Origin of the sequence: Staphylococcus sp. HMSC034G07 (genome assembly GCF_001835975.1) — a bacterium.
Taxonomy (GTDB): domain Bacteria; phylum Bacillota; class Bacilli; order Staphylococcales; family Staphylococcaceae; genus Staphylococcus; species Staphylococcus ureilyticus.
The window spans coordinates 79,303-105,374 of the sequence record NZ_KV826609.1 but is presented as its reverse complement, the minus strand read 5'-3'; the positions used below and the strand labels follow the sequence as shown (position 1 = coordinate 105,374).

Annotated in this window: 25 protein-coding genes and 1 tRNA gene; 2 read left to right on the top strand and 24 right to left on the bottom strand. The window is 32.9% G+C overall.

Annotated features, from left to right (window positions below; all coding sequences use genetic code 11):
• Positions 1-69: 69 nt before the first annotated feature.
• The 15 genes from HMPREF2586_RS08585 to zapA all read right to left on the bottom strand — a co-directional run bounded on the left by HMPREF2586_RS08585 (position 70) and on the right by zapA (position 15,040).
• Positions 70-204 (bottom strand): beta-class phenol-soluble modulin, encoded by a 135-nt coding sequence (locus HMPREF2586_RS08585; RefSeq protein WP_046208718.1) that lies wholly within the window; start codon positions 202-204, stop codon positions 70-72.
• 34 nt (positions 205-238) lie between these two features.
• A complete protein-coding gene (locus tag HMPREF2586_RS08580) occupies positions 239-373 on the bottom strand; it encodes a beta-class phenol-soluble modulin (RefSeq protein ID WP_019469301.1) in 135 nt (44 codons plus the stop codon).
• 972 nt (positions 374-1,345) lie between these two features.
• Positions 1,346-1,419: transfer RNA gene (locus HMPREF2586_RS08575), tRNA-Arg, on the bottom strand.
• Positions 1,420-1,691: 272 nt separating this feature from the next.
• Positions 1,692-2,201 (bottom strand): YfcE family phosphodiesterase, encoded by a 510-nt coding sequence (locus HMPREF2586_RS08570; protein WP_070658370.1) that lies wholly within the window; start codon positions 2,199-2,201, stop codon positions 1,692-1,694.
• Positions 2,201-2,782 (bottom strand): XTP/dITP diphosphatase, encoded by a 582-nt coding sequence (locus tag HMPREF2586_RS08565; protein WP_070658368.1) that lies wholly within the window; start codon positions 2,780-2,782, stop codon positions 2,201-2,203. The genes HMPREF2586_RS08570 and HMPREF2586_RS08565 overlap by 1 nt, the downstream gene beginning before the upstream one ends.
• A 15-nt stretch (positions 2,783-2,797) precedes the next feature.
• The gene (gene racE / locus HMPREF2586_RS08560; RefSeq protein ID WP_046207831.1) at positions 2,798-3,592 is read right to left on the bottom strand and encodes a glutamate racemase; all 795 of its coding nucleotides are present in this window, start codon (positions 3,590-3,592) and stop codon (positions 2,798-2,800) included.
• A 373-nt stretch (positions 3,593-3,965) separates the two neighbouring features.
• Positions 3,966-4,790, bottom strand: coding sequence for a succinate dehydrogenase iron-sulfur subunit (gene sdhB / locus HMPREF2586_RS08555; RefSeq protein WP_046207832.1), 825 nt, complete (start codon positions 4,788-4,790; stop codon positions 3,966-3,968).
• 1 nt (position 4,791) lies between these two features.
• Positions 4,792-6,555, bottom strand: coding sequence for a succinate dehydrogenase flavoprotein subunit (gene sdhA, locus HMPREF2586_RS08550; RefSeq protein WP_046207833.1), 1,764 nt, complete (start codon positions 6,553-6,555; stop codon positions 4,792-4,794).
• A 40-nt stretch (positions 6,556-6,595) separates the two neighbouring features.
• A complete protein-coding gene (gene sdhC, locus HMPREF2586_RS08545) occupies positions 6,596-7,207 on the bottom strand; it encodes a succinate dehydrogenase, cytochrome b556 subunit (protein WP_046207834.1) in 612 nt (203 codons plus the stop codon).
• A gap of 337 nt (positions 7,208-7,544) precedes the next feature.
• Positions 7,545-9,329 carry an excinuclease ABC subunit UvrC gene (gene uvrC / locus HMPREF2586_RS08540; protein ID WP_046207835.1) on the bottom strand — a complete coding sequence of 595 codons (1,785 nt, stop codon included), beginning with the start codon at positions 9,327-9,329 and terminating at the stop codon, positions 7,545-7,547.
• A gap of 345 nt (positions 9,330-9,674) precedes the next feature.
• Positions 9,675-9,989, bottom strand: coding sequence for a thioredoxin (gene trxA / locus HMPREF2586_RS08535; protein ID WP_019469293.1), 315 nt, complete (start codon positions 9,987-9,989; stop codon positions 9,675-9,677).
• 81 nt (positions 9,990-10,070) lie between these two features.
• Positions 10,071-12,419, bottom strand: a complete 2,349-nt coding sequence (locus tag HMPREF2586_RS08530) for an endonuclease MutS2 (RefSeq protein WP_070658366.1) — start codon at positions 12,417-12,419, stop codon at positions 10,071-10,073.
• Between the two features lie 9 nt (positions 12,420-12,428).
• Positions 12,429-14,141, bottom strand: a complete 1,713-nt coding sequence (gene polX, locus HMPREF2586_RS08525) for a DNA polymerase/3'-5' exonuclease PolX (RefSeq protein WP_064209083.1) — start codon at positions 14,139-14,141, stop codon at positions 12,429-12,431.
• Positions 14,142-14,252: 111 nt separating this feature from the next.
• Positions 14,253-14,774, bottom strand: a complete 522-nt coding sequence (locus HMPREF2586_RS08520; protein ID WP_046207838.1) for a CvpA family protein — start codon at positions 14,772-14,774, stop codon at positions 14,253-14,255.
• On the bottom strand, positions 14,774-15,040 hold the full coding sequence (gene zapA / locus HMPREF2586_RS08515) for a cell division protein ZapA (RefSeq protein WP_019469289.1): 267 nt from the start codon (positions 15,038-15,040) through the stop codon (positions 14,774-14,776). The genes HMPREF2586_RS08520 and zapA overlap by 1 nt, the downstream gene beginning before the upstream one ends.
• Positions 15,041-15,341: 301 nt before the next feature.
• Between zapA and rnhC the strand changes: the two genes are divergently transcribed.
• A complete protein-coding gene (gene rnhC / locus HMPREF2586_RS08510) occupies positions 15,342-16,280 on the top strand; it encodes a ribonuclease HIII (RefSeq protein WP_046207839.1) in 939 nt (312 codons plus the stop codon).
• A 90-nt stretch (positions 16,281-16,370) separates the two neighbouring features.
• Here rnhC and pheT read toward each other — a convergent pair whose 3' ends face one another.
• The 6 genes from pheT to HMPREF2586_RS08480 form a co-directional block, all read right to left on the bottom strand.
• Positions 16,371-18,773, bottom strand: a complete 2,403-nt coding sequence (gene pheT, locus HMPREF2586_RS08505) for a phenylalanine--tRNA ligase subunit beta (RefSeq protein WP_064209086.1) — start codon at positions 18,771-18,773, stop codon at positions 16,371-16,373.
• Positions 18,773-19,831: a phenylalanine--tRNA ligase subunit alpha gene (gene pheS, locus HMPREF2586_RS08500; RefSeq protein ID WP_064209087.1), complete on the bottom strand. Its 1,059-nt coding sequence runs from the start codon at positions 19,829-19,831 to the stop codon at positions 18,773-18,775. Before pheS ends, pheT begins: the two co-directional genes overlap by 1 nt.
• Before the next feature lie 328 nt (positions 19,832-20,159).
• The gene (locus HMPREF2586_RS08495) at positions 20,160-20,900 is read right to left on the bottom strand and encodes a TrmH family RNA methyltransferase (RefSeq protein WP_070658364.1); all 741 of its coding nucleotides are present in this window, start codon (positions 20,898-20,900) and stop codon (positions 20,160-20,162) included.
• Positions 20,901-20,917: 17 nt separating this feature from the next.
• Positions 20,918-21,862: a M23 family metallopeptidase gene (locus HMPREF2586_RS08490; protein WP_080937831.1), complete on the bottom strand. Its 945-nt coding sequence runs from the start codon at positions 21,860-21,862 to the stop codon at positions 20,918-20,920.
• A 123-nt stretch (positions 21,863-21,985) separates the two neighbouring features.
• Positions 21,986-22,159 carry a 50S ribosomal protein L32 gene (rpmF, locus tag HMPREF2586_RS08485; protein ID WP_019469283.1) on the bottom strand — a complete coding sequence of 58 codons (174 nt, stop codon included), beginning with the start codon at positions 22,157-22,159 and terminating at the stop codon, positions 21,986-21,988.
• An 81-nt stretch (positions 22,160-22,240) separates the two neighbouring features.
• Positions 22,241-22,777, bottom strand: coding sequence for a YceD family protein (locus HMPREF2586_RS08480; protein WP_070812713.1), 537 nt, complete (start codon positions 22,775-22,777; stop codon positions 22,241-22,243).
• A gap of 126 nt (positions 22,778-22,903) precedes the next feature.
• On the opposite strand from HMPREF2586_RS08480, the gene HMPREF2586_RS08475 reads away from it, so the two are divergent.
• Entirely contained in the window at positions 22,904-24,046 is a 1,143-nt protein-coding gene (locus HMPREF2586_RS08475; protein ID WP_070658360.1) for a nucleotidyltransferase, read from the top strand.
• Between the two features lie 269 nt (positions 24,047-24,315).
• Here the strand turns inward: HMPREF2586_RS08475 and HMPREF2586_RS08470 are convergent, their stop codons facing one another.
• The 3 genes from HMPREF2586_RS08470 to rsmD all read right to left on the bottom strand — a co-directional run bounded on the left by HMPREF2586_RS08470 (position 24,316) and on the right by rsmD (position 26,014).
• Positions 24,316-24,837 carry a MepB family protein gene (locus tag HMPREF2586_RS08470; RefSeq protein WP_238394754.1) on the bottom strand — a complete coding sequence of 174 codons (522 nt, stop codon included), beginning with the start codon at positions 24,835-24,837 and terminating at the stop codon, positions 24,316-24,318.
• Between the two features lie 147 nt (positions 24,838-24,984).
• Entirely contained in the window at positions 24,985-25,470 is a 486-nt protein-coding gene (gene coaD, locus HMPREF2586_RS08465) for a pantetheine-phosphate adenylyltransferase (protein WP_019469279.1), read from the bottom strand.
• Position 25,471: 1 nt separating this feature from the next.
• Positions 25,472-26,014 carry a 16S rRNA (guanine(966)-N(2))-methyltransferase RsmD gene (rsmD, locus tag HMPREF2586_RS08460; protein ID WP_046207846.1) on the bottom strand — a complete coding sequence of 181 codons (543 nt, stop codon included), beginning with the start codon at positions 26,012-26,014 and terminating at the stop codon, positions 25,472-25,474.
• Positions 26,015-26,072 lie beyond the last annotated feature (58 nt).

Genomic DNA, 26,072 nt, shown 5'->3' with positions numbered 1-26,072 from the left:
TGCATTAAATAAACCTTCCATTATAAACACTCCTCATTACATTATTTAGAATAAATAATCTGCTATTTTTTAAAATCCGAAAAGTTTTCCTAGTAAACCTGCACCACTTGAAACGATATCTACAATACTTGTACCTAATTCTGAACCGTTACCTGATTTTGCTGCTTCTACTGTGTTTGCAATTGCTTCTGCTAATTTAGTCATAATTTATTTCTCCTTTATTATTTATATATTTATATTAGAATCCAAATAATTTACTTGCTAAACCTACTCCGTTTTCTACGATACTTACGATACTTGTACCTAATTTAGCACCGTCTCCTGCTATGCCAGCTTGTACTGTATCTTTAATTGCATTAAATAAACCTTCCATTATAAACACTCCTTATTATAAGATAAATGCTTATGACTGCTTTTTATGTTTTAAACGATACTGTTAATTTGTTATTTAATTAAGTATCGTTTGTTATCTATAACTATAAGACATTTGCATATAAATTTGTGTTTTATTTCATACTTCGTTAAATAGTAGTAAAAACTGTAGCAAAAGATACATTGGTTTACAGTTTTGAATGCCCAACTGTATTTTACGCAATTCCATGTCATACAATTTACAAAATAGAATTTATTTATAAAATTTATATATAAATAAAATTAACAAATGCTTTAACGATGATTATATTTGTTGTGGTATTTCTCAATATTTTTATCTGACAGTTTATACATGCATTTATTGATTCGATACAAACATCAAAAAAGCGCCACTTCAAATTGAAGTAGCGCAAACGCAAATAATCATTAAATTATATTACCTTATAGTTATATATTCAATACCACTTAGCATTAGCCTAAAACATATTTATTGTCTTAATCGTCTATATACAATTTAAGCAACTAATAAATTTAAATGATTACAACAATATATAATAATAATTGTTATGCCATAACTATATGATCAAAGCCGCGTTTAAATTTACTAGCTAAAGCATTACTTTCTGACAAAACTTTCATATATTTTGAGTATAATTTACTTGATTCAATAACAAATTTCATAAGTAACCCTATTTTGCAATTAGCAGTTTAACTTTATTAAGCCATAAATTAACAGTATATGTTGTTCACTGCGCATGTAAAAAAACAAAAAAAGACCGCTAATATATTAGCGATCTAGTCAGTAAACACATAATTTATTATGTATTTTACGTTATTAGCGTCCTGGGAGATGTTTATACACATTTACTTGATGAACATAAAAAAGAGCAGGGCCAACGTGTCAGAGAAATATTCCCTTGACACATATTTGACACCTGCAGGCTTGAAACGTTGTCATAACAACGGGTTATAGCGTCCTGGGAGGGATTCGAACCCCCGACCGATGGCTTAGAAGGCCATTGCTCTATCCAGCTGAGCTACCAGGACATTATCTTTTGAACACAAGAATAATTATATCTAATTTACACTGATAAAGCAATACTCTATCCCTTAAAAATAAATATGATTTTTCACTATTGTAAACTTTTTATCATAATATTGCTAATTTATTTAAATTCTTTAAATAGTACAATCCATTAACGTGAGCACTATTTTTACAACACTGAAATGTAAAATGTTTCTTACATTCAACGCTTTACAGTAATACGAAGATGAACCTACGATTCAATCATTTCTAGACGTAGATTCACCCCACTTATTTAGAGTACAAAATTTTCACTACTGATGATTTCATGATTTCGATTACGGAAATTTAAAGTTGCTTCTAATCTCGTATCATCAATAAGCAATTCAACATATGTTTCTTCAATATTACTTCTCGACTGTGAAATACTACCTGGATTTATGACATGCACACCATTTATTGTTTCATGTTTAGCAACATGTGTATGACCATAAAAAGCAAATTTACAGTCTGCTGCTTTTGCTTGTTCCGCTAAAGGCATTCTTGTACGATTCACTTGATATAAATGACCGTGAGTTAAAAATGCCTTAATACCATTTATATCGATTGTTTGCTCATTTGGAAACTCAGGATAAAAATCAGTATTCCCTTTCACTCTATAAAAGTAACTGAGTTCACTATCATCATAAGCGAATTCAGAGTCACCTAAGTGAATGGCAGCATCTATATCCTCATGCTGATTTATAATATCAAATAGCACACCTTGTTCAGTATGATTGTCACTAACTATAATCCATTTCGACATTATTGATCACCTTCTAGATATTCTTGTAGCTGTTCTATTGCTTTACCTCTATGACTAATTTGTCCTTTTTCTTCTGCAGTTAGCTGAGCCATTGTTTTATTTTTGTCTTCTACAAAAAAGATAGGATCATATCCAAAGCCATGTTCACCAATTTTATTTAGTGTGATTTCTCCTTGTACAGTTCCTTTAAATTGTACTGTATCTTCACCCGGTGCGCTCATGCTAATAACACAAACAAATTGTGCACTACGGTCTGTTTCATCACCTAACTGAGTTAGGAGTTTTTCAATATTTGCATTATCATCTTTTGTTTCTCCAGCATAACGCGCTGAATATATACCTGGCTCTCCATTTAAAGCAAAAACTTCCAATCCACTATCATCAGCAATAACACGCTTATTTAATGCTTCTGCAGCTGCTTCAGATTTTAGTCTTGCATTTTCTTCAAACGTGTCACCTATTTCCTCAACGTCAAAATCTTCGATGAGTTCTGAAATGCCTATAACATTATAATCAGGGAAAATAACTCTAAAATCATTTATTTTCCCTTTATTATTTGATGCAATAACAATATCTTCCATTTTTTACGCCTCACTTTAAACTTCTATTTTTTCAACTGTTGCTTTCATATTTAACCATTCTTCAATAATACGTTCGATATGTTCTGTTTCTCCTGTCGCAAAAAATTTATGTGCGGGCTGTTTCTTATAACCTGCGTGTTCATTACTGAATGTTAATAATGCACTCACTTCTCTGGCTGTTTCTAGTCCAGATGAAATAACTACTTTTTCTCCGTGAAAATAATCATTAATCGGCTGATAAAGTAAAGGATAATGTGTACATCCTAAAATAACTGTATCTGCTTTGCTATTTCTCCACTGTTTTAACGTTTGATGTATAACGATACTCGTAATCGTTGGATCCTTGTATCTCATTTGTTCTACGAGAGGCACAAAGCCTGGGCATGCCACACCAGATACTTCTACATTTGGATTTATTTGTTTAATGTGATGTCGATATGCCTCTGATTTAATCGTACCTTCTGTACCTAATATTAAAACATTCTGATTTTTTGTTGTCATAATCGCTGTTCTAGCACCTGGTTCAATAACGCCAATAACAGGTATTGCCAATAAGTTTTGTAAATGTTTTAATGCCACTGCCGTTGCAGTATTACATGCAATCACTAACATCTTGATATCAAACGTCATGAGTTTTTCAGCTAATTCTGTAGTAAATTGTCTTACCTCAGAAGCTTCTCTTGGTCCATATGGACAGCGTTTTATATCTCCTAAATAATAAATGGTTTCATTTGGTAATTGGCGCATGATTTCTTTAGCAACTGTTAAACCTCCAACGCCAGAGTCAATAACTCCAATTGGTTTCTCCATATCTTGTTCATCCTTATATATTTACTTGTCTTTTATTGTAGCATAGCTGCGTTTTCAAAATCATTTTCCAAGACCTAAAATACAAAATAGCAGACAATTCAAATGTTATACTTATCAATAGGTTAGCATCATTGATTCATAGAGTCACATCAGTGCTTCGCTATTTAACAAAATTCACAATATTACTAATGGAAAATTTTTATATAATCAGATTATCTATATATTAATATTTTAATACACTAATAACTTAAATTTTTTATTATATTATATATACTTTTTTAAAGCTTAATCACTGTATTAAATTTGTATCTATAAAATATTTCATAAAAAAATGCCAACAAAGTTTAAACTTTGTTGGCATTTTCATTATATATTAGTTTACTTGGTGGTCTGAACCAAAGAATGATTTGAACATATGGAAAGAAGTTTCACGGTTTAATGCAGCAATTGATGTCGTTAAAGGAATGCCTTTCGGACATGCGTTAACACAGTTTTGTGAGTTACCACACTCTTGTAACCCACCTGCACCCATCAATGCATTTAAACGTTCATCTTTAGTCATTGAACCTGTTGGGTGTAAGTTAAACAATCTAACTTGTGAAATAGCCTGCGCACCAACAAAATCGTTGTTTCTTGTAACGTTTGGACAAACTTCTAAACATACACCACACGTCATACATTTAGATAATTCATATGCAGTTTGACGTTTTTTCTCTGGCATACGAGGACCTGGTCCAAGGTCATACGTACCGTCAATCGGTACCCATGCTTTCATACGTTTCAAATTATCAAACATTCTACTACGATCAACTTGTAAGTCACGAATAACTGGGAATGTACTCATTGGTTCTAACTTTATTGGTTGTTCCAATTGATCAACAATTGCTGTACAAGATTGTCTTGCTTTACCATTGATAACCATAGAACAAGCACCACAAACCTCTTCTAAACAGTTCATATCCCAAATAACAGGTGTTGTTTTCTCACCTTTACTATTGACTGGATTACGTCTAATTTCCATTAAACAAGCAATAACATTTAAATTCTCTTTGTAAGGAATTTCAAATTCTTCTTCATAAGGATTAGACTCTGCATCATCTTGTCGTTTAATGATGAGCTTAATTGTATTTTGATTTTGTTGTTGGCTTTGTTGTTCGTCTTGCGCTTGAGTTTCATTTACTTCTTTAGTATCTGCCATTTTATTTACCTCCTTTAGAACTACTTGAATAGTCACGTTTACGAGGTGGGATTAAACTTACATCTACTGGCTCGTATGTAAATTTAGGCGCTTCTGTTTTTCCTTGATATGATGCTAAAGTCGTTTTTAACCATTCTTCGTCGTTTCTTTCAGGGAATTCAGGTTTATAATGTGCCCCACGAGACTCATTTCGGTTATATGCACCGATTGTAATTACACGTGCTAATACTAACATATTCCATAACTGACGCGTAAAGAATACCGCTTGGTTACTCCAAGTTTGAGTATCTTCAATATCAATATTTTGGTAACGTTCCATCAATTCTACGATTTTCTTGTCTGTTTCCAATAATGCTTTATTATCACGTACAACAGTAACGTTTGCTGTCATGACTTCACCAAGTTCTCTATGAAGTTTATACGCATTTTCTGTACCGTTCATTTTCAATAAATTATCGAATTTATCTTGTTCTTCTTTAACACGTTTTTCATAAATACTATCATCTAAATCAGTATATGATTTTTCAATATTAGCGACATATTCAATCGCATTTGGTCCTGCAACTGTTCCACCGTATATGGCAGATAACAATGAATTAGCACCTAAACGGTTACCACCATGTTGTGAGAAATCACATTCACCAGCTGCAAATAAACCTTTGATATTTGTCATTTGATCATAATCTACATAAAGTCCACCCATTGAATAGTGCACCGCTGGGAAGATTTTCATCGGTACTTTTCTTGGATCGTCACCAGTGAATTTTTCATAAATTTCAATGATTCCGCCCAATTTTACATCCAACTCATGCGGATCTTTATGTGAAAGGTCAAGGTAGACCATGTTTTCACCATTAATACCTAATTTTTGATTCACACATACATCAAAAATTTCACGTGTAGCTATATCACGAGGTACTAAATTACCATAATCTGGATATTTTTCTTCTAAGAAGTACCATGGTTTACCATCTTTATATGTCCAAATTCGGCCACCTTCACCACGAGCTGATTCACTCATCAATCGTAGTTTGTCATCGCCAGGAATTGCTGTTGGATGAATTTGAATAAACTCACCATTTGCATAAATCGCACCTTGTTGATAGACGATTGACGCAGCAGAACCAGTATTAATCATTGAGTTAGTTGTTTTACCAAATATGATACCTGGACCACCAGTAGCCATAATAACTGCATCTGAACCGAATGATTTTATTTCAGAAGATGTCATGTCTTGAGCCACAATACCTCTAGCCATATTGTCATCATCTTTGACAATGCCCAAGAATTCCCATCCTTCATATTTTGTAACTAAACCATCCACTTCATAGCTACGTACTTGTTCATCTAAGGCATACATTAATTGTTGACCAGTTGTTGCTCCAGCATATGCCGTTCTATGATACATGGTACCACCGAAGCGACGGAAATCTAGCAAGCCTTCATTTGTTCTATTGAACATTACACCCATACGATCAAGTAAATGTATAATGTTTGGCGCTTCCTCTGCCATTGCTTTTACTGGTGGTTGATTCGCTAAGAAATCTCCACCGTAAACTGTATCATCAAAGTGAACAGCAGGTGAGTCACCCTCACCTTTTGTATTCACTGCTCCGTTTATGCCACCTTGTGCACATACAGAGTGTGAACGTTTAACAGGCACTAATGAGAACAAGTCAACATGTGCGCCTTGTTCTGCTGCTTTAATTGTTGACATCAGACCGGCAAGTCCTCCACCGACAACAATAATTTTCTTCTCTGCCATAAATAGTCACTCCCCTAAATATATCTGAAACATTTTTAAATTATACGAAAGCAAGGATAGCACTTATTCCGATATATGAAACTACGATAAATACAACAAGTGATACCCATGTAAAGATTTGTTGTGATCTTTTAGATTGTAAAACACCCCATGTAACTAAAAATGACCATAAGCCATTTGCAAAGTGGAATGTTACAGCAAGTAAACAGATGATATAGAAAATTAACCAAATTGGATTAGATACAATATCATGTACCATATCGAAGTTAACTTCTTCACCTAATGCACGCTGAATACGTGTTTGCCACAAATGTATTCCGATGAAAATAAACGTTATAATACCAGTCAAACGTTGTAATAAGAACATCCAATTTCTAAATTGAGAATAATGTCCTACGTTTTCTTTTGCCGTAAAGGCAATATGTACACCATATACCGCATGATAAAGAATTGGAATATAAATCACGATAAACTCCAATGCAATCAAGAATGGTAAAGATTCCATAAATCCAGCAGCCTTGTTAAACGCTTCAACGCCTTTTGTAGCTTGATGGTTAACAAGTAGATGCACTAATAAGAATCCACCTATCGGTATTACGCCTAACAAAGAATGTAAGCGTCTTAAATAGAATTGATTTTTCGAATATGCCAAAAGGAAGTCCCCCCTGTGAAACAATTAATTTTTTGGTATCTTTTTTTAAAGTATAAATGTGATGATACTTATCAACTAAAACTAAACAACAACATGTTATGCAATCGCTTTATATTTATAGCAATATAAACTTCAACATGTATGTATAAAACAATGAAGTAATACCCCTAGTTGAATTTGACAATTGTTTTATTATTTAGATTTAAGTGATAACTTTTCTCAATTAGTAAACGCTTCCATATACTTTTAAAAAAAGAATTCCTGTTATTTGCTATTGTAACACTAATTCATAAAATTTTGGGCATGAGAATGATTCTCATGCCATATTCTTTTTTATCTATTTGTTATATAGTGCGTGATGAAGATTCTCAGCAACTTTTTGAGGTAAACCAGAAGATTTTAAATCCTCAATGCTTGCCTCTTTCATTTTCTTTATGGAACCAAAAGTTCGTAATAATTTAGTTTTTCGTTTAGAACCAATACCATCGACGGTATCTAATACTGATTGCAAGCCAGTTTTTTGGCGAGTTTGTCTATGAAATGTAATTGCAAATCTATGAACTTCGTCTTGTATTCTTTGAAGTAAATAAAATGCTTGGCTATTTTTTTTCAAAGGTACAATCTCTGCACTTTCACCGTACAAAATCTCTGAAGTTTGGTGTTTATCATTTTTACGCAACCCAGCGACTGGTATATCCAAACCTAATTCGTTTTCAAGCACATCGATAACCCCGCTCATATGACCTTTACCACCATCAACGATGATTAAATCTGGTAATGGAGTACCTTCATTTAAAACACGAGTATAACGTCTACGCACAACTTCCCTCATAGATTTATAATCATCTGGGCCATCTACCGTTTTGATTTTATATTTGCGGTATCCTTTTTTATTTGGTTTACCATCAATAAACGACACCATGGCTGAAACTGGGTGTACACCTTGGATGTTTGAATTATCAAAAGCTTCTATACGAATAGGTGTCTGAATTCCCATGCGGTCACCTAATTCTTCAATCGCCTTCACGGTACGTGATTCATCTTTAGCAATGAGTTCAAATTTATTCTCTAAAGTAACTTCAGCATTATGATTTGCTAAATCAATCATTTCTTTTTTCTTGCCCTTAATCGGCTGAACTATTTTTGTATCTACAACCGATTGGATAATATCTTTGTTTAAATTTTTAGGAATATGCACTTCTTTAGGGAGAATATGTTGATTTAAATCATAAAACTGACCTATAAAAGTATAAAATTCTTCTTCTTCCGTTTGCTGCAGCGGAATCATAGTAGCATCTCGTTTAATCATATTCCCTTGTCTTATGAAAAACACTTGAATACACATCCAACCTTTTGACACACTGTAGCCAAATACGTCTCTTATAGTATTATCTGAAGTAGTGATTTTTTGTTTCTTAGTTAAATTGTGAATATGTTGGATTAAATCTCGATACTCTTTTGCTCTTTCAAAGTCTAACGATTCACTCGCTTCGTTCATTTTCTGTTCTAAGTTATTCAGTATTGTTTTATCTTCACCATTTAAAAAATCAGTGATTTCTTTAGTCATTTCCGCATATTTATTTAAATCTACCGGGTAAACACAAGGTCCTAAACACTGACCAATATGGTAATATAAACACAATTTGTCGGGCATTTTATCACATTTTCTAAATGGATAAATTCTATCTAATAACTTTTTTGTTTCTTGAGCTGAATAAGCATTAGGATAAGGTCCAAAATATTTTCCTGTCCCTTTTTTAACTGTGCGTGTCACGATTAAACGAGGATACTTTTCTTTTGTAATTTTGATAAAAGGATAACTTTTATCGTCTTTCAACAAAATGTTATATCTCGGTTGATATTGTTTAATCAAATTAAGTTCGAGTAGTAAAGATTCTGTTTCACTCGAAGTTACAATATATTCAAAGTTTCTAATTTCTGAAACAAGTCGTGTCGTTTTAGCATCATGTGCACCTGTAAAATAAGACCTTAATCTATTTCTTAATTTTTTAGCCTTGCCGACATAAATGACTTGATCATTTCGATCTTTCATTAAATAGCAACCTGGTTCAGTGGGGACTACCGTTAATTTTTGTTTAATATCTTCTTGGTATTTTTCCATTTAAGTTCCCCTCCTTTCTTAATAAAAGTACATTGTTAAAATAGTAATTATAAAAATTTGCATAACAGTTATATAGAGATTAACGCTTGTTTGCAAATAAAACTTTTCAATTCTTACCTACATTATAGAATATACATTAGCATTAAACCAAAGTATTCATTTCCATATCAAAAATCTAACAACTAGATATTTTAATTGTTATTCATAAAATGCTTTCATCCTCAAAATGGAAGTGTGGCTCTGAAAAAAGACACTTCAAACAACTTTGGCTTCAGTTGGAATAACAAAAAGTCACAGAAAAAACCTGAGACATTCATAGATGCCCCAGGTCGTTGCGTTGTACTTTTATAAATGTTTCTCAATAACTTCTGCTAAGTTTTCTTTAGGTTGGAAACCTACAACTTTATCGACAGGCTCGCCATCTTTAAATAAGATTAAAGTTGGGATACTCATTACTTCAAATTTAGCAGCTGTTGATGGATTTTCATCTACATCAAGTTTTAAAATATTAGCTTTTCCATCATAATCACCAGCTAATTCTTCTAATACTGGAGCAATCATCTTACATGGGCCACACCAAGTTGCCCAAAAATCTACTAAATTGACACCTGATTGAATATTTTCATCAAAGTTTGAATCTGTTACTTTTACGATTGCCATAACTGCCAATCCTCCTTAAATTTCAAATGATGAAGAAATTATAACAGACTTTAAGCAAATCTGCATACCTCTTGCTCACATTTATTTCAATTCTGCGACGGTCACGCCAAATCCACCTTCACTTGGCATGCCGTTCCTATATGATGACACATTTTTATGTTGTTTTAAATGTTTTTGCACACCTTTTTGCAACGCACCAGTTCCTTTACCGTGAATAATATATACTTGTTCGTAATTACTTAACACTGCTTGATCTAAATACTGATCAACGGCAACCATTGCTTCATCATAACGGTAGCCACGTAAGTCTAGTTCCATTTTAATACTTTGACGATTTTCACGTTTAACCATTTTAGAAGGTGCTTCTTTTGTCTTTTTTGTTTTTTCTAAATCGCTGGTAGGTAATTTCATTTTAATGATGCCCATTTGAACAACTGCTTCATTATCATCTAGTAACTCTAATATTTCACCTTTTTGCCCATATGTTAGAACTTTTACTTCATCGCCAACTTTAATTTCATCCCATTTTTTCTTTTCAACATTTTGTTTCAATGATTTGGCTTCATATTGATCATCTAACTGTTTCTTTTTATTGATGAGCTCATGTTCTTTTACATCGGCACCTTTTTTGTCTCTAAGTTCACGTAATTCTTTAATAATCTCATCAGCTTCTTTAGTAGCGGCTTTCACACGCTGATTGGCTTTGTCTTTCGCCTCGCTCATTAATTGTTTCTCATGATTACGATATTTATCGTATTCTTTTTCAAGTTCATCATGTGTTTCTTGAGCTTCTCTCAGTAAGCTATCTAATTCAATTCTCTGTTCGTCTACACGTTTAGAATTTTTCTCTAATGAAGCAATCATTTCATTTATTTCTTGTTCATCTTGTCCAATCATTGCTTTCGCATTTTGAATCACTTTCATATTAAGGCCTAATTTTTTTGAAATATCGAAAGCATTAGAACGGCCCGGCACACCCATGAGCAACTTATATGTTGGGCTTAATGTATTTACATCAAACTCTACACTAGCATTCATTACTCCTGATCTGTTGTAACTATATGCTTTAAGTTCAGGATAATGCGTTGTCGCCATAACTAATGAGCCTATTTCATGAACATAATCTAGGATACTCATAGCTAAAGCAGCACCTTCACTTGGATCTGTTCCAGCACCAAGTTCATCAAAAAGTATCAAACTATTTCTGCTTGTATGCTGTAAAATTTCAACAATATTTTTCATGTGTGATGAAAATGTTGATAGTGATTGTTCAATAGATTGTTCGTCTCCGATATCACAATAAACATTTTCAAAAATGCTTAATTTACTCCCGTCTAAGGTAGGTATCAACATCCCTGATTGTGCCATCAAAATTATAAGTCCCAGTGTTTTTAACGTTACTGTTTTACCACCTGTGTTAGGTCCAGTGATGATTACCGTTTCAATATCGTCGGCAAATTCAATCGTATTAGCTACAACCGTGTCTCTATCTAATAAAGGATGAAATGCTTTAGGTAAATAAACAGTTCGTTCACTTGTAAATTCAGGTTTCGTGCCTTTGATTGAACGTGCATAGCGCGCTTTAGCAGTTAAAAAGTCAATTTGTCCCATAATATTTTCCGAAATTAAGCAGGCATCTGCTTCAGCGGCTACATAACCTGTTAACTCAGTTAAAATTCGTTCACTTTCAGCCGCTTCCTCATTGCGCAGACGACTAATCTGATTATTCATTTCAACAATAGACGCAGGTTCAATATAGAGTGTTTGACCAGAAGCTGATTGGTCATGAACGATACCATTAAAATCTTGACGATATTCTGCTTTTACTGGAATAACATTGCGGTCATTACGTACCGTTATAATAGCATCTGACAATTTTTTCTGATTTGCTTGACGTTTTACAATTTTATCTAAGTTTTGTTTTATCCGTTGCGTCGTACCAGAAATTTTACTCCGGATACCTTGTAGTTCATAACTCGCATTATCGAATAAATCATTAGCATCACATTTTTGATGAATATGTTGATACAACTCTGAAAGTACAGGCAATTGTTCCATCCTATCATGTAGAATAGCATAATTCACTGCTTCCTCTTCTTCCAATAAATTATTATAAAATGTTTTATATTGATTTTGAATTTGAATTAATCTTTTAATTGTATTAAGTTCTTTAACACTTAATACACCACCAATTGTAGCCCTATGAATCAATGATGAAACCTTTGATAATCCACTCAAACTAGGTAAACGGTGTTTATTGTATATTTGAGCAATTTCATCTGTTTCATTCATTTGAAATTCGACTGTTTGAATATCAGTTGCTGGTTCCATTTCAACAACTTTCTCTCTCCCTAAATCACTCATTGTTTCTTTTTCAACAAGTGTTTTAATTTTATCGAACTCTAGGACATTTAATGATTTTTGTCTCATACAATCCCTCTATTTCTTCAATTTTATATTATTGTCAATAAATGCTTTAAAAGATTCTCGATCCATTGTGTTTATAACTCTCTCTTTATTTACAAATCCTTTTTGTGCAGTAGCTATACCGTATTTCATAAACTCTAAATGGTCTACGTGATGCGCATCAGTATTAATCGTTAGTTTCACATTCGTATGCTTTTTAACTATATCTGAATTTAAATCTAAGCGTTTAGGATTCGCATTGATTTCTAAAATAGTATTTGTTTCTTCTGCGATTTCACATAATTTATCAATATCAGGCCCATAACCTGCACGTTTACCTATGATACGCCCCGTTGGATGTGCAATATGACGGACATAAGGATTACGACATGCTTGCTCTAGACGAAACATGATATCTTCTTGAGATTGGTTGAAACTTTGATGTATCGCTGCAATGACATAATCTAGCTGTGCTAATATTTCATCATCATAGTCTAATCGTCCATCAGGTAAAATGTCCATTTCAATGCCTGAGTATATATCAATATCATCATATTTTTCGTTTAGTGCTTTAATTTCTTCATTTTGTCGCAACAACCGTTCAACAGAAAGTCCATTTGCTACTTTTAAACTCTGAGAATGATCTGTAATAACCATAAACTGGTAACCTTTAGCGATATTAGCCTCTATCATATCTTCAATACTAAACGCGCCATCACTATATGTTGTATGCATATGAATATCACCATTGATGTCATTGATATTGATTATATCTGTTAAATCTTTGTCAAATTCACTACCATCTTCACGTATTGAAGGTGCAATCCAATTTACTCCAAAATGATTATAAATTTCTTGTTCACTGTTATATTGAATTAATGAACCATCCGCTTCTTCTATACCATACTCACTAACCTTCTCGTTTTTTTCTTTAGCCAATTGACGGATTCGAATATTATGTTCTTTTGAACCTGTAAAATGCTGTAGTGTATGGTAAAAAGCAGATGGCTCGATTAATCTAAAATCTACACCAATGGTTTCATCATCATAGGTTAACTCTAACGAAATTTTCGTTGCTCCAACTGCTACTTCTTTAACCTTGTTAGGGATTTTTAATAAAGCTTTTTGAACTTCTAATGGTTGTTCTGTGCTTATAATATAATCTAAGTCCTTACTCATTTCTTTATAGCGACGGAAACTCCCTGCAACTTCGTATTTTTCTATCGACTCGATTGAGGATAAATAATCGCTAACTTCTATATTGAGTCCTCTCATTTGATCAATTGGATAACGCTCTTTTTTCGCTCCTAACGCTTTTACTGCTTCAAGGATATTTTGTTCAGTTTTTTTAGCGAATCCACTTAGCTCACTTACTTTTCCTTCTTCACATGCTTTTTGCAATGCTTCTTTTCCATCAATATTAAGCGCTTTATATAATTTCGCTATTTTTTTGCTACCGAGTCCTTGTATTTTAAGTAGAGGAATTAATCCTTCTGGCACTTCTTCTTGTAATGTTGCTAAAGTCGTAGAATGACCTGTTTCTCTATATTCATTAATCACCTCTCCTACGCCTTTACCAATACCTTTTAACTCTGTAACATCTTCGATTTGGTCTAAAGGACGCTCATCTATTTCCAAGCTTTGAGCGGCTTTTCTATAAGCAGAAATTTTGAAAGTGTTTTCGCCTTTTATTTCCATATATACCGCAATTTTTTCTAATAATTGAATAATTTCTTTTTTAGTCATTTGTTTCACTCCATAGAAAAAGGTCAAGACAGCATCACCTAACCATTTTGGTATTTAAGTTATGCCTTGACCTCCTAGTTTTTTAAAGCTATAAATTTCACATCACTATTTTTATAGTTGTGTGATAAACATTGAGATAAACGGAATATGTAATAATATATGTTCTGTTATAATCGAATTAGATAGTTGTTGCTGTATCATCCTATTAGGATATATGGCACAACTATACAACAAAATTATATTAATAGTTACTGATGGAATAATACTTAACATCATACCAAATAACCTGCTTGTTATATTCGGTAATTTTTGTTTAAGGGTATAATCGAATATAACGATAATGCCATAACATATGACTTTTGTAATCAGCGCTATCGTTACAAATGCGACAATATGCTCAAATCGTTGCTGCAAATCTGCAAATTGAAATGCAAAATTCATATCGTAAGCGCGTGTCTTAGGATATGGCACAAATAACTCCAAACGCTGTGCTATCTGTAAATAATATTTTTGAGCCATCCACAAAGCAAAAATAGTTGCACTTAGATGTATCGTCGATAACCACACGCCTCTTCTAAAGCCAATGATGCCAATATATATGAAGATGACAACTATCGCTAAATCAAAAATCATTAATCTTCACTATGCTTCAATTGATTTATTTCTTGTCTTAAACGGTCATTTTCTTCTTCTACTTGCACTTTTTCATGCATGATATTAACCGCAGTAAGAATTGCTTTTCTAGTTGTATCTAAACCTGCACTTTTACTTGCTAACTCTTTGAGTCTCTCATCTACCAAATGTGCTACGTAACGGATATGCTCAGGATTATCTTCTCCGACTATTGTATAATGTTGATCATTTATAGTTACGTTAATCCGATTTTTAAACTCACCCATATAATAACTCCTGACTTTTAAATTTTATTTCTAATCTGAATGATTTTACTTTATTTATATTTATATGTTGGTAATTTATAATATTTATTACGAACTATTATACACGACAAGATATTTTTTTGTAAGAGGTGTGAATTGTTCTATTTGAAATATTTAATGATTATACAACAATTATTTAAATCATTTTTATTTCATATCATATTGCCATTTATATCATAAATAGCTAACTTATTTAAATTTATGATATGATATGCATTATCCAATTTTAAAATAAGTTATTTGAACAAAGAGAGGTCACTAAATGGCTAATATAGTACAAAAATTAACAAACCAAGAAATACAACAATTAATGACTAAAATTGATTTTAATACGACTAATCTTTCACAAGGTATGAAAGCACGGACGAAATATCGTAACACCGCTATTACGATATACAATTCTAATAAAGTAATGTTTCAAGGTAAAGATGCCGAATCTGTAGCAAACGCTATGTTGCCTAATAAATCAATACCTTCAAAAAGCGACACCAAACACAATCAAAGCAAACAAACTAAACAGCACATCTCCTATAATCAATTTCAATGTATCGGCAGCGACGAAGCAGGTAGTGGTGATTATTTCGGGCCACTAACGGTTTGTGCAGCCTATGTATCCAAAAAGCACGCTCAAATTTTAAAAACACTTGGTGTAGATGATTCTAAAAGACTTACTGATGCTAAAATTATAGAGATTGCCGAACAAATTATAACTTTCATCCCGCATTCTTTATTAACAATGCATAATGAAAAATACAATGAGAAACAAAAAGCCGGTTGGTCTCAAGTTAAAATGAAGGCAGTGTTACATAACGAAGCTATAAAAAATGTCGTTGCAAAAATTGACACGGATGAACTTGATTATATTGTGATTGACCAATTTGCTGAGCCTGGTGTATATAAAAGATATGCACTTAGCAATCTACCGTTTGAAAATAAGACAAAATTTGAAACAAAAGGTGAATCAAAGTCTATTGCAATCGCTGCTGCAAGTATTATTTCACGTTATGCCTTTGTGAAAAATATGGATCAACTATCAAAGCATGCAAAAGTTGAATTACCTAAAGGCGCTAGCAATAAAGTAGATTTAGCTGCTGCAAAAATAATTGATAAAAACGGTGTCCAATATTTAGACGCTATGACTAAAAAGCATTTTGCGAACAGAACAAAAGCTTTGAATTTAATAAATAAAAAACATCAATAAAAGATAATTTATAACCCAAAACGTTCTTAATGTAAAAAACAAAGCCTTGAATCATCGCCACATTTGGCATAGATTCAAGGCTTTATAATATTATCTAATCGTCGCACCTTCTGCTTGTAACGCTTCTAAAATACGATCGTGTACTTCATTTACTTTATCATCAGTGAGTGTTTGTTTTGTATCTAAATATGATAAACGAAGTGCAATTGATTTTTCATCTTCTGCCACATGTTCACCTTCATATACATCAAAGACTTCTGCATTTTGTAAAATGTCGCCACCGTTATTTTTAATCACATTAACGATTTTGGCTGATGGCATCGCGCGATTAATGACTAATGCAATATCTCTCGATACACCAGGGAATCTTGGAATTGGTTGATAATTAATATAACCAACGGAAACTGACATCAACTTATCATAATTGAGTTCAAATACATAAGTTCGTTTTAAATCATAGTCGTTTTCAGTTTGTGGATGTAATTCCCCTACAAATCCAACAATTTCATTATTCAGCTTAACCAATGCAGTTCTGCCTGGATGTAATCCACTTATTTCACCAGCTTCATATTCAAATTGAACATCTAAAATTTCAGCAATACGTTCAACAACACCTTTTGCTACAAAGAAATCAATCGCTTCTTTTTTACTTTGCCAAGTATTGACAGCATAATCGCCTGTTAGTATACCACTTAAGTATTCTACTTCGTCTGGCAATTGATCTTTTCCATTGCCAAAGAATACACGGCCCAATTCATAAAGCGCAACATGATGATTACTTCGAGCAACATTATAAGACACATCATCAATAAGATGTGGAATCAAACTCTGTCTCAAAGTGGCATGAGCTTCACTCATAGGCATCAGTAATGATATCGTTGAGCGATCCTGCAATGCAAAATCAGTTGCACGTGCTTTATCTACAAGTGAATAATTAATCGCTTGGCTTAATCCAGCACCTTCTAATGTCGCTTTTACAATTCTTGTTTTTGCTTGTCTATCATTTAGTGTGCCTGGTGTTACGTGTTCAAAAACTGGTAACGTTGATGGTATTTCATCATAACCATAGATTCGAGCAATTTCTTCGATTAGATCTTCTTTTATTGTAATATCTTTACGACGCGAAGGAACCATTACTGTCAGTGTATTACCTTCTTGTGTCGTTTCAAATCCTAATTGAACAAATATCGCTTCAATATCTTCTTTAGATAGTTCAAAACCAATTGTTTTGTTCACTTTTTCAACTGTGATTTCAATAGGTGTCACAAATTGACCTAAATCGCCTTCAGCTACACGATCTTGTAGTACTGTTCCACTTGCATATTGTTGTAGCAAATAACATGCTCTGTCCACGGCTTCGTCTACAAACTCGGTTGCAATACCTTTTTCAAATCGACTTGAAGCTTCACTACGTAAGTTTAGTCGTCGAGAAGTATGTCTAATTGAAACTGGGTCGAAAATCGCACCTTCAATAATGACATTTGTAGTATTTTCAGTCACCTCTGAGAAATCTCCGCCCATCACACCTGCAATTGCAATTGGAGTATTACCATTAGTAATAACAATATCGCTATCTTTTAATATTCTCTCTTGATCATCTAGTGTTGTCATTTTTTCCTCTGCCTTAGCTTGACGCACTTCTATTTGATCAGAACCAATTTGATCTTTATCAAACATATGCAACGGTTGACCATATTCTAATAATACATAATTTGAAATATCAACAACATTATTGATTGGTCGAATACCTGCTTTAATCAATCTCATTTGCATCCATTCTGGTGAAGGATGAATTTTAACATTTTTCACTATTCTAGCACTGTAATAAGGCACCTTGTCCTGATTTTGAACATTGATACTTAATTCATTTGTGGCTTGTTCATTCGTTAATTCACTTTGCGTTTCTGGCTTTTTCATTGGCACATTATAAAGTGCAGCTGTTTCATAAGCAGTACCTATCATACTTAACGCATCTGCTCTATTTGGTGTTAAATCAAATTCCATAACTTGATCATTTAAATATAAAGCAGTAAGTGCATCAGTACCAGGTTTGACATCTGAAGTAAATACATATATGCCTGATTCAAATTGTTTTGGAACAAGGTTTGGCGAAATACCTATTTCTTGTAATGAACAAATCATACCTTCCGAACGTTCACCGCGTAATTTTGCTCTTTTGATTTTTATACCTCCAGGTAAACGTCCACCTACTGTAGCTACAATGACGCTCTGCCCTGCATCAACATTTGGTGCACCACAGACAATTTGTACTGGCGCTTCTTCACCAATATCAACTTGGCATAAACTTAATTTATCTGCATCTGGATGGGGTGCTTTAGATTGAACATAGCCAACCACTAAATTTTTAATGTCTTTTGTGTAATCAATAATATCATCTACTTCAATACCTGTGCGTGTTATTTTTTCTGCAAGAACATTTACAGGTTGATTAATTGCTACAAACGACTCTAACCATTCTTTTGAAATAAACATTATAATTCACCTCTATCTTCTACCGCTTTAAATTGATCTAAGAAACGCACATCATTTGTATAAAAATGTCGTATATCTTCGATACCATACTTGAGCATCGCAATTCTATCTGGTCCCATGCCAAAAGCAAAACCTGTATATTTCGATGCATCAAATCCAGCCATTTCTAAAACATTTGGGTGAACCATACCAGCACCTAAAATTTCTATCCACCCTGTCTGTTTACAGACATTACAACCTGCTCCGCCACATTTGAAACATGATACGTCAACCTCTACAGATGGTTCAGTGAATGGGAAGTAGCTTGGGCGCAGACGAATTTCTCTGTCTTCACCAAATAGTTGTTTAGCTAACAATTCTAATGTACCTTTTAAATCGCTCATTTGAATATTTTCATCTACAACTAATCCTTCAATTTGCGTAAATTGGTGACTATGCGTTGCGTCATCAGAATCACGTCTGTAAACTTTACCAGGACATAAAATTTTCACTGGCCCTTGGCCATTACGTTGTTCCATTGTTCTTGCTTGAACCGGTGACGTATGCGTACGCATTAAGATATCTTCAGTAATATAAAAACTATCTTGCATATCTCTCGCCGGGTGTGATTTTGGCAAATTTAATGCTTCGAAATTGTAATAATCTTTTTCAACTTCATATCCATCTACAATTTCATAACCCAAACCTAAAAATAAATCTTCAATTTCCTCAATCGTTCTTGTTAACGGATGCTTAGCACCTATTGAAATTTTACGGCTAGGTAAAGTCACATCGATTTTTTCTTCTGTTAATTGTTGCTCTAATTTTGCATTTGCTAAAATCTCTCGACGTGATTCAATCTCACCTTCAATCGTTTGTCTCACTTCATTTACTTTTTGTCCGTATGCTGGTTTTTCTTCATTCGATAATTCTTTCATATGTTTCATCAAACCAGTCACAGAACCTTTTTTACCTAAATATTTGACTTTGACATCTTGTAGTTCTTTTTCATTTTGAGCTTCGTTTATATCTACTAATGCTTGTTGTTTAATCTCAGACATTGCCTCTGTTTGCGCCATACTTTGCCTCCTATTTAAAATCTATATTTTCAAATGATCAATAATTGCATACAAAAAAAGCTTCCATCCCTTAAAACTGGGACGAAAGCTTTCCGTGGTACCACCCAAATTTATGCACACGCATACACTTGTAATCTTTGATAACGGAAATGATTTCCGACTTAAATTTCTTTAAGTAACCAAAAAGATGAAAAAAACTAATCACAGTGGATTATCTTTCAGTCTATGAATAATCTCCCTTGAACAACTGCTACTATTAGTTTACGTCTTTTTATAGGTTAATATTTTTCATTGATGTGTTTATTATATACGAAATTCATTCAAAGGGTCAACCTTTCAAATGATACAATAATATACTTCCTGCAATTGCAACATTTAAACTTTCGGCTTGACCATATATAGGAATGTTTAAATTCTGAGTCGTTTTTTTTAATAAATCAGGATTGACACCTTCTCCTTCATTTCCAAGGAGCAGTGCAAAACTTTCTTGATGCTTCACTTGATTATAAGGAATCGCATGCTCTAATGCTGTACCATAAACATTTCCATTAAAACCTTCGATAAATTCACTTAAATCTCTCGTTATAATAGGAATATGAAAAACGCTACCTTGACTTGCACGGAGTACTTTGTCTTGATAAGGATCTGCGGTTCCTTTTTCTAACACGATTAAATCGATGCCTGCTGCATCTGCAGTGCGTATTAATGTTCCCATATTTCCTGGGTCTTGGATACGATCTAGTAACAGTACTTGTTGATATGCTTTTTCCTCATAATGCACTTTTTCTATAATCGCAAAGAACCCCTGCGGCGTAACCGTACCAGAGAGTGATTCTGCAACTTTTAAATTTATTTCATATACTTCTTCAACATCATTTACGAGTTGTTCATCTAATCTATCGATATCAATAGCAAATAATTGAAGGATTTTGATATTACTCTTATGTGCTTCGTCAATTAAGTGTACGCCTTCGATAAGCACATGACCTGTTTTATCTCTTTCACGTTTCTTTTTCAATTTATTTGCGTTTTTAATCTTATTGTTTTGTGCAGAAGTTATCATTTCCATAATATAGCCTCTTTATTTCAAATTTTAAATATATGTCTTATATTTGAACTTAATTGTTTGCATCTTCTAGCTAAGTCAAATTGATTTTCTAATATTATACTATCTCCACTATAACTTACCATATCACCTTTTTCAGGCAAAACATTATCAAGCAACTTACACTTATATGTTTTAGCAAATTGTGGATTGCTTTGATTCATAATTTGAAAATGTACGTGCGGTTCCATTGTGTTGCCCGAATTTCCTACTCGTGCAATTAATTGTCCACGTCTTATCTGCTCTCCGACACTGACTTCAAAGGAATTTGGTTTAAGATGCGCTATCATACTAAACTCTTTGTCCGTGTGTTTAATAATGATGTAATTACCTTCTGGATGTTTCATATTATTTTCTCCTGGTAGTGCATCTGCTATACCGTCTACGATATCTATTACAACACCATTTGCTGGAGCAATCACACTTTGATTATAACTATAATAACTTTCACAGCAATTAGGATTGCCATGATAAGTCAGATGATTTTTCACTAGAATCAGGTCTAATGCATAACGTTGATTTTTGTATGAGTAATGATGATTTACAAGCTCATTTTCACCACCAGCGTATACAAACCACGTGTCTAGAACTGGTATAGTATACCTTAATTTCGTTTCTTTATGTCTGTTTGACAAATTCATAGGAATAAGCACGAAACCAATAATTTCATGATACTTATTTAACGTCACACTAATACCAGATGTTTTCTTTACATCTAACCATATGTATTCTTCTTTATAATTGAGTTGTATATGTTTGTATAATTTATTTTTATGTCTAATTGTATTATATGATTTCAATAATCTTTCTAACTCGTGATAGGAGGAAATTTCTTGAAAATAATCACTAAACTGATTATACAACCATTCGCTGTCACTATTTTCTATTTTTTCTAATATTACTTGTGCATTTATTTCAATCATCATTTACACAACCCATCAATTGTATATAACATTACTATTAAAAATAAAAAATCGCTCATAAATTATTATATGAATAATTAATGAACGATTAATCTCGGCTAAACATTAGCCTTTAAATAAATGAAATTATTTAGATACAACTTCTTCACCTTTGTATGAACCACAGTTCTTACAAACACGGTGAGATAATTTGTATTCACCACAATTTGGGCATTCTGTCATACCAGGTACTGAAATTTTAAAATGCGTACGACGTTTATTTTTTCTTGTTTTTGACGTTCTTCTTTTTGGTACTGCCATGATATATCCTCCTTATATTCATACATTACTAAATTATTTTCAGACTCAATAATCTATTATACTATAAATTATTTAAATCCGCTATTGCTCTTCGTCATATAATTGTTGTAGTTTTTGAAGCCTAGGATCGATTTGCTCAGCTTCCTCTTCTTCAGCAAGCTCAACCGCTTGTTCCTCGTCAATAACTTCCCAACCATTACCTTCACGTAGCATCTGATCGCTATTATTTGCAAAAGCACGCATTGGCTTTTCAATAATAACAAGTTCTTCAGCAATATCTTTTAGATTAATCATGCCGTCTGTGGCATCATGATAATGCTCATCTTCTTCGTCATCACCTATATACGCGTTACCTTCCAAATCAAAAATTTCTTGTGATTTTATGTCAATAGGCACTTCGACTGGTACTAACGTACGCACGCACGCCATCGTATAGGTTCCAGTTATATGCATATCTGCAATGACTTCATTTGATTTGACAGTTAGTTCACCCTCAACATCAATATCAGATAAATCTATTAAATCTAATGATTTTACTAAATGATCAAAATTCACCGTTTGATGGAACTCAAATGGTTTATCTTGGAATTTTCTTAATTGTGTTATTGACCATTTCATATGGCTTCACCTCTAACAAGCACAAAATTTATTTTAACTTTATAGACAAAAGTTGTCAAGATTTTTTCTTAACACAAATTAATCTGATACAATATCTATAATGAATTCTGAAAGGGAGAATTGCAAATGAAAAGCGTTGCACTAGTCACTGAATATAATCCTTTCCACAATGGTCACTTATACCATGCCCAGACATCAAAGTCAATAACTGCTTCTGAAATATCTATAGCCATTATGAGTGGTAATTTTGTTATGAGAGGTCAACCTGCCATATATAATAAATTTACACGTACTCGAATGGCATTGAGTGCAGTGGATTTAGTCATTGAATTACCAGCGGTAGCTGCATTATCAGCAGGCCAATATTTTGCAGAAACAGCTGTCCAAATAGCGAGTTACGTTGATGCAGATCATCTATCATTTGGTAGTGAATCAGGTGACATCGATTCATTTCATGAATTGCTACAAAATATCTCTAAAATAGAACAATCGCCTGAATTTATTAAGAAACTAAAAGAAGGCAAAAGTTATCCAAGAATATTAAGTGAACTTTTAAACAATCATACATTATTATCTTCACCCAATAATACATTAGGTATTTCTTATATGCGAGCGATTCAAAAGTTAGCACCTCATATCAAACCTTGGACGATACCAAGAGAAAGCAGTCACCACCATGATTCCAATATTTCAAATTTAGATTTCGCTAGTGGCACTTCCATTCGCAATGCAATACAAGCCCATAACGACCAATGGAAATCAGTTGTTCCCGACTCAATACAACAGCTCTATCAAGAACCACAAGCAACTGTAGAAGATACGTTTCCATATATTAAATATGCTATTTTAAGTCATACGCCACAATCTCTGAAAAATATCTATACGATGTCCGAAGGATTAGAAAATCGCATATTAGATAAAATTAGATATGCTACATCATTTGAGCATTTCATGTCACTCATTAAAACAAAAAGGTATACTTATACACATATACAGCGTATTTTAATGAATATTTTACTAAACTTTCAACAAAACCATAAACATAACGCTGTAAATGCAGTGCACATTCTTGGTATGTCAGCAAAGGGTCAACAATATTTAAAATACTTAAAACAAAAATTTCCAGAACGTCATTTTATTACGCAAATAAATCAACAAAACGCGCATTTATTTGAACGAGAAATCCATTCAACACATATTTATAATTTGCTCACACACCATACAGAAACAGATTTCAATACACATGTCATACGTACTGAAAATGACTGAATGCTAATCAAAACAATTAAAACAAGATCCTAGTATTGGAGCCTGTAAATAATTTTTTAGAATTTTATTTATAGGCTTTATATATAGCGTTATTTTTATTATTTAGCTTAATTTTCAATAGTAGTATCCCATAGGTATTTTCAGTAATAATGGTAATTAATTACCTACAATTTGACTTTTATCAAAATAAATCCGTTTGCCTCATTTAGTTTTCGTATTTATAGCGTACGAAAATGACTGATGTCTATATTAAACAGCTCGAATCAACACTATGTATATAATTCAATTAATTTCTGTTCATCGACATCATATGATAAATCTACAAAATAGTCGAGTTGCCACTTTTGAGTAAGTTTTGCAGTTTTGTTTAAGTCTTTTTCCCAACTTGGATAAACACGAAAAGCCATCTTCCCTTTTTGCTTTTCAGAACTTAAAATATTTTTACGCATAAGAATTTCTTTTTGAAAAATGAATTGTCCTTTTTTCACACCATCTAATATATTAATAACTAATTTATCTTCCATCTCATCATAATTAAAAGGTACGTTGTTTCCTTGATCATTTTTACGCCATATCGCAACAAAATAGCCGTGTTTCTTTGGTGTTTTTTTAGCTAATCTACTTTTAAAAGTGACGTGATTAAACATAAAATTGATAGCTTCATATGCTTGATTCCAGTTTTCAATATTTAAGGCTTCAAACGAAAAGGCTAATTTCGTTTCTTTTAATTTATTAAATAGTGAGTTCGAATTATTATTAATGGTTATCATCCTCTTGATAGAAATTTTCATCACAGGTGTACATTGTTGACTTTCTCTCTGCTGCTCGAAAGCATAAGAACCACTAACCCAACAAGTTGAGAAGTGTATTTAGGATTACTTGAGCTTCTGCTCATGCATAAGAACCACTAACCCAACAAGTTGGGAAGTGGTTCTTTATCATTTCTTAAACTTTTCATTCAATGCTTTTTCAACATGTTCTGGTACAAAATCGGATACATTAGCCTTATATGCAGCCACTTCTTTCACTACACTGGAACTAATAAAGGAATAATTTGTACTTGTCATCATGTACATCGTTTCTACATTACTATTTAACTTTTTGTTCATTGAAGTCAATCTCAATTCATATTCAAAATCGCTTACAGCTCTCAAACCTCTAATAATTGTTTGCGCACCAATTTCATCACAAAAATCTACAAGTAATCCATTAAAATGATGTACTGTAACATTATCAAGGTGTTTTACAGATGCTTCTATTAACTCAATGCGCTCATCGACTGAAAAAGTGCCTGACTTGTTGTTATTTTTCAAAACACAAATGTGCAATTCATCAAAGCGATCGGCACTCCTATCAATGATGTCAATATGACCATATGTAATTGGATCAAAACTTCCTGGAATCACTGCTTTAGTTGTAGACATTTTAATCTCCTTTTTCTAATAACAAAGTGTCTGTTAATCCATAGTGATATCTTTTAATCACATGAAATGATTTTGTATCAATCTCTTCTTTATGATTGAACTCACAAACGATAATACCATTTTCTTTTAATAAATTAAACTTTATAATTCCGTCTAACGCTTCATCAATTAATCCCTTATCATAAGGTGGGTCTAAAAATATAACATCAAATTGTATTTCTCTTTTTGAAAGTGCTTTAAGTGCTCTATCTGCATTATTTTTATAAACTTCCGCTTGTTCATCAATGTTTAAATGTTGAAGGTTCGCTTTGATAATTTTTATTGCTTTGAAATTTTGATCTACAAAAATCACTTTTTCCATTCCTCGAGACAATGCTTCAATACCCAAGGCACCACTTCCGGCAAATAAATCTAACCCAATGCCTGATACTTCGTGTAGACTGTTAAAAATTCCTTCTTTAACTTTGTCCATCGTAGGCCGAGTGTTACGACCTTCCATACTTTCCAGTGGTTTACTTTTATGGATTCCAGAAATCACTCTCATTGAGAAACACTTCCATTCTTTAAGTTATTTTTATATAATACATACTGCATGAAAGGAG